This is a genomic window from Paenibacillus koleovorans NBRC 103111, from assembly GCF_004000845.1.
In the GTDB taxonomy this organism is placed as follows: Bacteria; Bacillota; Bacilli; order Paenibacillales; family NBRC-103111; genus Paenibacillus_AA; species Paenibacillus_AA koleovorans.
In genome coordinates this window covers 1-5924 of sequence record NZ_BIMA01000202.1, presented here as the reverse complement: position 1 = coordinate 5924, position 5924 = coordinate 1, and the positions used below count along the sequence as shown (strand labels likewise).

Sequence of the window (5924 nt, the reverse complement as noted above, 5' to 3'; positions counted from 1 at the left end):
TACGGGATGAGCCCTCCGCTAAAAAACATCGTGAAGGTGAAAAAAAACATAAAGACGTTTCGGCCTCTCAGCTTTCGCCGGGACAACGCGAAGGCGCAGGTCATCACCATAATGACGTTGATCGCCGTGCCGAGCACCGTATACAGAATCGTATTGGCGTAGGAGCGAACGATGTCCTTATGCTTGAAAACGGCCTCATAGCCGTCAAGGCTGAAATCGACCGGCCACAGCAGTACCTTGCCCGTAGAAACGGCTGTGCCCGAAGAGAAGGAAGCGGACAGCACGTAAACCAGCGGATATGCAACCGCCAGAAGCACAAGCGTTAGGAGAATACCGGACACCGTATAATAGACTTGGTCGGAGGCGGGATGCGTTGCAAAGTCTTTTCGTTTCGTTTCGCTCATAACATTCTCCTCGCGGTTACCACAGACTGTTCTTGCCGAGCTTGCTCACGGTGAAGTTCACGGCGACGAGCAAAGCGAAATTGATGACGGAGTTGAACAGTCCGATCGCGGTCGCAAATGAAAAATCGCCGCTGCCGATCGTCAGCCCCACCTTGTACACATAGGTCGAAATGACTTCGCTGCTGCCGATGTTGAGGCTGTTCTGCATCAGAAACACCTTCTCGAAGCCGACGTCCATAATGTTGCCAACAGCCAGAATGAGCATGATGGTCGCCGTCGGCAGAATAGACGGGTAATCGATATGGATAACCCGCTGCAGTCGCGAGGCGCCATCGATTTCCGAGGCTTCGTGCAGCTCCAGGTCGACCGACGACAAGGCGGCAATATAGATGATGCTGCCCCATCCGATGCCCTGCCAGATGCCGGACCAGACGTACAAATGCTTGAAGGCGTCGGGGTTCGCGAACGCGTCGGGCAGCATCTTATCCGTCATGAACATATACAGCGCGCCTAATGCGCCTGTCCTTGGATTGAAAATTTGGATCAGCATGCCGACGATGACGACGGTCGAGATGAAATGCGGCATGTAGGTAATCGTCTGTACCAGCTTCTTGAATCGCGGGCTGACGAACGAATTGAGCATCAGCGCAAACGCGATGGGCAACGTGAACGAGACGATCAAGCTGTAGAACGATAACGTGATCGTGTTGATCAGAATTCTCGAGAATTGGTAGGAGTCGAAGAAGCGCTGGAAGTTCTCGAATCCGATCCAGGGACTGCCCCATATGCCCTTGGAAAAATCGTACGTCTTGAATGCGATCTGAATACCGGCCATCGGAACGTAGGCGAATATGGCGATAAATACGGCCGAAGGCAGCAGCAAGACGTAGAGCTGCCAGTTGGACGCGTAATTTTTCCTGAAGTTGGTCCATTGCATATTTGAAGCCGCTCCAATCTTACGTAGGATAGCGGCTTTGAAATACATTCGTATTCCAAAGCCGCCGAAGCCAGTTGGTGCGACAGCCGTTCCCGGTTCCTTATTTGTTCCGGTCGTAGGCCGCCTGAGCTGTGGCGAGATAACTATCGAGCCCCATCTTGCCGAGCTCGGACAAGTATTTATCCCATTGCGACAACGGCATATTCCCGGTAATAAAGGCCACCGCCGTATCCGTCACATAGGAGTCGATAGCCGTTTTGCTGTTGGCGATTTTCTTCAGCTCCTCGGCCGTATAGCTGAGCTTCGAAATAAACTCCTTAGGGAAGTTCGGCACATACATATTCATGAAGGCCGGTTGGAAATTGGGGGATGCGTTCGGATCCGCTTCTCCCCTTTTCGTGGAGGAGGATATTCGGCTCAAGGCTAACGGACGATAGGCCGGATTGATGTCCTGCCAGTTTTTGTTTTGCGGATTGCCCCAGAATTTCGGATTGAGAATGGCGATTCCGGTCTTGATGCCGTGGCTCACCTCGAAGTCCCCGATATACTGGGCGGTGATCGCCGGGTCCTCCGACCAATCGACGCCTTTTTCGCCGTAACGGCTGATTTTGGAGACATCCTGGTTCAACAAATAATCGCCGATCTGAAACGCCAGCTTCGGATTTTTGCTGTCCTTCGTAATGAACCAGAGCGGATTCGGCAAGGTCGGGTTATAAGGTGTGAAAGACTTGCCGCCCGGTCCCTTCACAGGCGCGAGCAGCGCCATTGTATTGTGCAGAACGGCCGGAGTATACAGGCTGTAGCTGCCGGAGGTGGTTATGCCGGCCATGCCGCCCTCGACGTTGACCAGCGCCTTCAGCTGATTGGAGTCCTGCGTGAAGGACAACGGGGATAACAAGCCGTCCTTCACCAATTTGTTCATATATTCGAGCCCTTGCTTCCATTCGGGCTGGACGAAGGACGCGACGATTTTGCCGTCCTTGACGTCCAAATAGCCTTTGTCCGGGTTGGCGTAGATGAACGAGTTCATCAGATAGACCATCGGATTTTGGCCCCAGCCGTTTTTCGAGCCGACGATGCCGATTTCATCCTTTTTGCCATTGCCGTTGGGATCCTTCTCCGCAAAAGCCTTCAGTACATTGTACAAATCGTCAGTCGTGGCGGGCATTTGCAGATTCAGCTTCTTCATCCAATCCGAATTAACCCAGGCCCGGTACGAACCTTCGTTCCAGTTCAGCACGACATAATTGGGCAGCGCGTATACGCTTCCGTCCGCCAGCTTCAGATTGTTGTAGATGAAGCTTTTGTCCGTACCTTGGATGCTATTGTAATTGACGGCTATCGCGGGATCCTTGTAGTAATTGTCCAGCTTGACGAAGACGCCCTTGGAGGCGTAGTCGTAAGCGGTTACGTCGTCCAGCGAGATATTGACGATATCCGGCAGCGTCGTGCCGGAGGATACCATTAGCGCGAGCTTCGTCTTGGCTTCATTGATATCGGCGGGAAGCTCTACGAAATTCATGTCCACATTGAATTTTTCCTCCAGCATTTTGGTGAGCTGGTTCGTTTTGCGGTCCTGGACACTCGTTTGCGACTGCATGGCAACTGTGATTTTCGTTTTGACGCCGGGATCGACGGAGGCTCCCGCCTTCGGCTCATCCGTCTTCTCCGGATTGCCGCCGGAGCTGCAGCCCGCCAGCATGGCCGGCAGCAAACATGCCGCTAAGGCAAGTTTAACTCCGCTCTTCTTTTTGGATCGACTTCCATGGTTGTTCATTTTGACTCCTCCTCTTGTTCTCCCTATCGATTTTTGAAACCGCTTGCATTGCAATCGTATACCTAGCCGTTCTGGCGATAAACGATCAATTGCGGCTCCTTCTGTCACGGAGCAATAATAGGCACCGTCAATTTCTTCGCTCTCTGTCAACCGGTTGGATTCTTATTGTTTTCCCGCCATACCGTCGGAGAAACGCCATGCTTTTTCGAGAAAGCCCGATAAAACGTATTCTCGCTGCCGAACCCGCACAACATCCATATTTTTCCGTTCGCGAATTCCGTTTCCAACAGAAGCCGTTCCGCATGGAATAGCCGCACTTCCTCGACCAGTTTCCCCAAGCTTTTGCCCGACTGCTCCTTCACGAACGAATAGACGTATTTCTCCGAGATGAGCAGCTGCGCCGCGATGCTGCCGGCCGACAGATTAAGATCGGCGTAGTGGTCCTGTATATAGTTCATAATATCGACCTTCAGCTTCTCATTGTTGCTCCTCTTGTTGCCTATGACGACATCGCATAAGCTTGCGCTCACCTGATTTAATTCATGGAACAGCTTGAACACATCGGTTATCTGGCCATATTCGGGAAGCGACAGCGCAAGCCGGGCCTCCGTGTCGAACCGTTCGTTGACGATCACCTTGTGCGCGTTGTACACGATTTGCCGGAAGGAATAAAAGATTTGCAGCTGTTCCTGCTCGCTCAAGGCATAATTGGCTATGCTCCGCAAACTGTCGGCAAAGATCTGCCCGGTGATGTTCTTCTCCCCCGCAATCAGCGCATCGTACAGCTTGAGCAGGATGGCGATATCGAAATGAAGCTTGTCTGCGCTCTCCGCAGCGGGTTCATAGACGTATACACCGCCGGAAACATCGTTCTCGTGAATGCTCAGCGCGTAGATCGCCTGCTGGTACGCCGTCTTGGCATGCTGAATGCCGAATGTGACGGGACTGAGGCCGATATTGATCGTGAACGGGATGGGCGAATTCACGTTGATCATACGGATCAGCTCCGTCAGCGCGATCTGGATCGAATCGATGTACGAGCTGTTTTTCCGCTCCAGGAAGATGACGAAAATCGTTTCGTTCGTATGGAAGTTCAATGTTTCGAAGTCGGCGTCGACGATCGCCCGGAACGAATGCTCCAGCTCCAATACGATATTTTGCTGAATGGACAGATCGACGGGACGGCTGTCATCCAGGCGATAGCTCACTTTGGCCACACAGAACCGGTCGAAGCTGCCGCCGAAATAAGCTGCCGCCTCCTCCTTTTCCCTTTCCGTGTATACGCCCAGGATGAGCACATTTTTAAGCACGGAATGTTTGATCGAATCGTTCAGTGCGTCGATTTTGGACAGCTGCTCCTCATTGATCGTGCTGATTCTCGTAATGGCATGATTGATATACGAATATTCGTTGCTGATATTGAAGATCGTATTGCTCGATCGGGAAGAGGCCTCGATCAGCCGCTTGAGCCACATCGTTTCTTTCATAGAAAACAGCATGGTCAGCCCGACGGTGAGCAGCGTGCCCAGAACGATATAGAGAATGACCAGCTCCAGCAAGGAATTGACGTTCGTCTTGATCGCTTGCAGCGGAATTCCCACAACGGCATGTATGCCGAGCATTTCGCTCGAGTACGTCAGCGCGATATACTTCTGCGATCCTAGCGTCACTTCATCCGCGTTTTTCAGGCCGGGACGGGCCGCGTTCCCCGGATTGTTATGGGATAAAATTACATTTCCGTCACTGTCGGTAATATAGGCGAAATAATCCCTCAGCTGATTCTCGTATAAAACTTTGTTGACGATATCCTTCTTGTCGAAATCGATTGCCATGACGCTCATCTGATCGATGGAATTGTAATAGGAATTGTTGATCAAAACCGTCACGCCGTCGAAATAATTGCGGCCGTAGAAGTAGGAGAATACCTGGTTTTGCGTAAAAAAATTTACATTGAAATTTTCTTTGAACAAGCGGTCGCGCCATTCGTTAACGGTTACGTCTTTATAATTGTAATAATTGGCGTAAATATTGGCATAATTGTCCGAGGAGATGGAGTTGGATACGAAGACCGGATTGTCCCGGAACATAATATAGACATTGGACAGCATGTCCTGCGTGAGCGACAAGCTCTTCAGCTTCGTCTGCAGGACATTGAAATCCACGTAATATTCGCTGGAAGGCGGCCCCTTCAGGAAGAACAGCCGTTTGAACACCTCTTCCTGGCGGAGCAGGTTCGATATTTCCTGCGCCTTCCTAATTTGCGCTTCGAGCGAATCGATGCCTTCCTTCAATTTGACATTGCTTGTATGGATTGCTAACTGTTTGGCCAGTGCATAGGATTTGAATAGGAGCGGCGCTATCATGAGCATGAGAATGGCCAGAATCGCAAAATATTTTAGGCAGCGCTTCAAAAAAAGGAACGTTGTTTTGTTTTTCCGGATCCAGTTTTGTACGATGTAGACTCCCCCTTTCTATGTCGGACCCCGACTAAGCCCGGCTGCCCGCTGCCCGCCCCGGTTCGGCCGCTTCGGGCTCCTCCATCATTCCGCTACGTATGAGAACTAATTAGTATTCACCCTCAAATATAGTGCAGCGGGTAGGATCCCTCTACCGGGGAATGTGACATGATTCTTGTTTTTATGACATTACTGTTTTGACCAGATTGTCGGCGTTTTTTTAAAAAAGAAAAACCATTAGGGAAGATCACCCTGATGGTCCTCTGGCGAAAGTGTTCGGTTGGTGCGTGGGGAGGGCAGGAAAAAGGTTCCAACCGTTGTTAAAATCACGGCCCTTGATTGCAGTTTTG

Annotated in this window: 3 protein-coding genes and 1 pseudogene; all 4 read right to left on the bottom strand. The window is 51.1% G+C overall.

Annotated features, from left to right (window positions below; all coding sequences use genetic code 11):
- Positions 1-404, bottom strand: a pseudogene (locus PKO02S_RS31400) (carbohydrate ABC transporter permease); the annotation flags it as partial.
- 16 nt (positions 405-420) lie between these two features.
- A complete protein-coding gene (locus PKO02S_RS31395) occupies positions 421-1341 on the bottom strand; it encodes an ABC transporter permease (protein ID WP_127589139.1) in 921 nt (306 codons plus the stop codon).
- 100 nt (positions 1342-1441) lie between these two features.
- Positions 1442-3118, bottom strand: coding sequence for a type 2 periplasmic-binding domain-containing protein (locus PKO02S_RS31390; RefSeq protein ID WP_127589137.1), 1677 nt, complete (start codon positions 3116-3118; stop codon positions 1442-1444).
- Between the two features lie 146 nt (positions 3119-3264).
- Positions 3265-5487 carry a helix-turn-helix transcriptional regulator gene (locus tag PKO02S_RS31385; protein WP_127589135.1) on the bottom strand — a complete coding sequence of 741 codons (2223 nt, stop codon included), beginning with the start codon at positions 5485-5487 and terminating at the stop codon, positions 3265-3267.
- Positions 5488-5924 lie beyond the last annotated feature (437 nt).